Origin of the sequence: Vibrio sp. B181a (genome assembly GCF_030248375.1) — a bacterium.
Taxonomy (GTDB): Bacteria; Pseudomonadota; Gammaproteobacteria; order Enterobacterales; family Vibrionaceae; genus Vibrio; species Vibrio campbellii.
Genome location: NZ_JAHGAD010000066.1, coordinates 1 through 3,503 on the forward strand (window position 1 = coordinate 1; position 3,503 = coordinate 3,503).

General features: G+C 48.0%; 7 protein-coding genes. All 7 read right to left on the reverse strand.

Going from position 1 to position 3,503, the window contains the following annotated elements:
- Nucleotides 1-198 (reverse strand): hypothetical protein (locus KIO97_RS22145; RefSeq protein ID WP_285383966.1); only part of this gene is annotated, 198 nt, incomplete at its 3' end.
- 111 nt (nucleotides 199-309) lie between these two features.
- A complete protein-coding gene (locus KIO97_RS22150) occupies nucleotides 310-579 on the reverse strand; it encodes a hypothetical protein (protein ID WP_285383967.1) in 270 nt (89 codons plus the stop codon).
- A gap of 107 nt (nucleotides 580-686) precedes the next feature.
- Nucleotides 687-2,021 (reverse strand): DNA sulfur modification protein DndB, encoded by a 1,335-nt coding sequence (locus KIO97_RS22155; protein WP_285383968.1) that lies wholly within the window; start codon nucleotides 2,019-2,021, stop codon nucleotides 687-689.
- Nucleotides 2,022-2,138: 117 nt separating this feature from the next.
- Nucleotides 2,139-2,354 (reverse strand): hypothetical protein, encoded by a 216-nt coding sequence (locus KIO97_RS22160; RefSeq protein ID WP_258521332.1) that lies wholly within the window; start codon nucleotides 2,352-2,354, stop codon nucleotides 2,139-2,141.
- A 97-nt stretch (nucleotides 2,355-2,451) separates the two neighbouring features.
- Nucleotides 2,452-2,793 (reverse strand): hypothetical protein, encoded by a 342-nt coding sequence (locus KIO97_RS22165; RefSeq protein WP_285383969.1) that lies wholly within the window; start codon nucleotides 2,791-2,793, stop codon nucleotides 2,452-2,454.
- 79 nt (nucleotides 2,794-2,872) lie between these two features.
- Entirely contained in the window at nucleotides 2,873-3,103 is a 231-nt protein-coding gene (locus KIO97_RS22170) for a hypothetical protein (protein ID WP_086370763.1), read from the reverse strand.
- A gap of 118 nt (nucleotides 3,104-3,221) precedes the next feature.
- Nucleotides 3,222-3,503, reverse strand: a 282-nt coding sequence (locus KIO97_RS22175; protein WP_285383970.1) for a DUF3577 domain-containing protein, incomplete at its 5' end; no start/stop codon positions are given.

Here is a 3,503-nt window from a genome sequence, read left to right on the forward strand (position 1 = left end):
AATTTCGAATAATGTCTTTTTCAGTTTTGCTTTTTCTTGATGTGTTAACGACGTCCGGGTGAGTGCATGATTTATTCTGTTGATTTGCTGGTTCATCCATACTACATCCTGTCGCCATAATAACAGTGTGTGCCTTGGGGCACTTCTTGCTGCCACCAATAATGCATCAGCTTGTTCACTCAAAGAGCCCGCTGTCATGTCTTTTTCATTGTGTTCTCGGCTCTTTCGCCGACGGCTCATTAAACATAGGGAGTTAGTCAAGAAACATAAAGAAATGGTGCCAGGATCACTGGCACATCATAAAAGTCACTATTTGATCGAAAACGTAAAACCCAGCCCACTTTCAAACCAATCTGGCTGCTGAACGTTGATGAGCTGCGCTTTCACCTCCAATTTAAGCTGAGCCAGTTCGTTAAGGTGAGCGTGACATTGCGAAGGTGAGTACAGATCAGAGCCGTCTTCGTTGGTCCACACCGCCACTTCATCAATCACGTTCAGCGCCGCTTCTTGTACGCTGGCAAATTCACTGACGCGAGACATGGCCAGCACGCCTTCATCGTCATAGACAGTTATTTTCATTGCCTTTCTCCAAAAAAGCAGAGAATGCCCCCACTGGGAGAGCATCCCAGTGGGTAGTGCGCAAAGCGCAATCAATAAGTGAAGGTTGTCCCTTATTCACTCACGGTTTAAGCAAAGTGTTTTCTTACCTCAGACTTCATCACCCCAAGATGCGCAAAGCGCTCAGGTTTACTGTCTGCGGCGATCACTGCCTTCAAAAAGCGCTCATAGTCTGCAACCTCGCTTTCTTGTAACGTCTTTCCGGCAGCTTTCATAGCAATGACAAACTTGTCACCGATGATCGATGTCAGATCCGCTTCGACGTTCGGTAAGCACGCGTTGACCAGAGCGTGGATTTCAAGATCAACGTTCCAACCAAAAAACTGACGTTCCAGTTGACGACTCTCCGGTGTTAAAGGAAGGCCGCACTGCATCATGAGCTTATTCGCGGTTAAACGAATGGCGGTTGAGTCAGAGAGCATTCGCCCGGTTTCCGGCTGTATGCAGCGGTGCATAAAGTCAGAGGAGTCTCTCGAAAAATCGAGGGCTGCGAACCGCTCGTACGGCAACGCATTGACCTCCCCTAACTGACATAACATCCACTGCCCAGCGAGGGCATACGCTTTTAGCATCACCGTATGCGTCTTGATGGTTTGCAACCGAACCGTCGCGGGCTCATCATTTTCCATCCACAGGCCTCCCCACTTAAGCGCATCACTGAGTGATTGCCAAAACACACGCGCCACCTCTCGGTTGGCCTCGTTAATGGTTGCTGTTTTTGCGTTCAAACTCAGCAACGTTGCTGTCGCGTCTTTGATGCTTTTGAGTGGGAATAAATACGCACTCTTGGCTGTAATGGTATTGCGTTCAAAGTCCACAAGGCCTTTAAAGCAGCACAGCTCATTGGCCAGTTCAATGGCCAATTGAGGCAAAGCCTCTCGTGAGTTGTACGCATCCGATAAGCTCTGCGCTGGCTTTGAGACGTTTTGGTTGATGTCAGTAAACGCCATTTTTCGCTCTGCCAACGTCATGTCAACAAACAGCAATAGCGGCACACTGTCTTGACCAAGTTCAGACGCTTCTTGGATAGCCAGACGAATGCCACTGGCTCGATGCTGACCATCAAACAGTTTAAGCTGCGCGTCCATTGGAATGCTGAGCTGACCGATAAAGGTTTCATTACCCAGCATGTAAAATTGCACAGACTCAGGACTGGTTGGGTCCGTCTCAATCACGCCCGTTAAACAAGGTATGATGTAGCTGTCTCGATGATGCAGCATGTACTGCGCTACCTTGCGCGCTCGACCAGGATTGACCAAGCGCTGAGAGCGCGACAAGGTCTCTCCGTCATCGATGCGAAGCAGTTTGGTTAATACCCGCATTGGCATGGCCACGTTGTAAAAACAGCGGCCAGCTTGAACGCCTCTCGCGGCAGGTAATGTGTAGACCCATTTATCAGACATGGTTCGTCTCCTTTATTAAAGAGAGCCACGCCCAAACCAGAGAGCGTGCTCCCGGATGGGTAAAGAAAAACCCCTACCCAGTGGGCAGAGGTTTTTGAGGTTCAGTTGAATTGAGGGTTATTTGGCGATGGCAGCGACTAAAGCGAGAACGCCAAGTAATATTGGGATCAACACAATTTTCCATGGACGCCAGATGATCTGGCTATCAATATTGCGCTGCTCCGCGTAAAACTTACGCTCTTCTGCGTTTAACTTGTACGCTTCTGAAAGGGTTCGATAGAGATCAGCGTTCTCTATTTCGAGCTCTTCAATGCGTTTTTGCTTTTCGCACATGTCTTTCTCCGTATTCATAAAATGAGAATAACAAAAAAGACAGAAAACCCCAATTCCCGACAGGAACGAAGTTCCTGTCGGAGTTGTTGTTAAATGGTTAAATCAGCACTTCCACCACGGGGTACGAAATGTACCTCCCGTGAAGTGTTCTTGCTGTGCGTCGAACGATCCCCACTTGTTCAAGTGTGCCTAAAAATCCAGCGTATTCATCGCAATCTTTGATCGCGGTTTCTCGCTCCCCAAACACATTACCAGGCAAGCACACCGTTGGCGTACCTATCGGTTCTCCAGGGAAGGAGTCTGAGGTTTCGTTGCGTGGCGTATTGGCAGTATATAACTGAAGCGCAATTTGCTTGTTAGCACGATAGTGATGCTTCGATACTTCACAATCGATCTTCTCCCCGTCAGCCAGCGTGACGGTAACCATTGGTTGAGTCATGTCATTGCTCCAAATGTAAACAAAAGAAGGAATGACCCCATAGAGGAGACACTCCCCTCTATGGGTTAATGGGTTGCCCCTAGTTCAGGCCGCGTTGAAATCGAAACACGGTCATAAACGGGGTGGATTCCTCCCACACCATGAAGTCATGGCTAAGGCGCTGTTGAATTTGCTTTATATCAGCGGGGTAAAACTGACCATCAACCATCAAGAAACCAGCGTTAGCTAACTCTCGTGGTGAAATATCACTCCCCTTCGCCACAGTAAAAAGCGCGCGGCTTTTTGTCTGCAAACCATGGATACTTGCCATCTTGCTCTCCAAAAAATAAAAGGAGAGCCGACGCCAAAGGGGATCGAGTCCCCTGTGGGTTATCAATGAAAGTAATAAAAAGCCCCAACACACAAAAGTGTATTGGGGCAGTAAGACATCAAGCCGCTTGCTGATTTTCATCAGAACCTTTTGAAGTGGACGATTGTAACAAGACAACGTCATTCACCTTCAAGTACTTCACTTTCAGTAGGCGCCCCTTAATGGAAGCACCAAACTGACCCGCTTTCGTACTGTGGTTGCTTTGATAAGTAAAGGTTTCGAGTGAGATGTCACTGATAGTAAAACTCAGTGAACCTTTGTCGCCACCTTGTGGGCTAAAGTCGTAGCTATCAAGCTGATGCGTTTCGAAAAGCGCAATCGCTTCTTTGCCAACCACTTT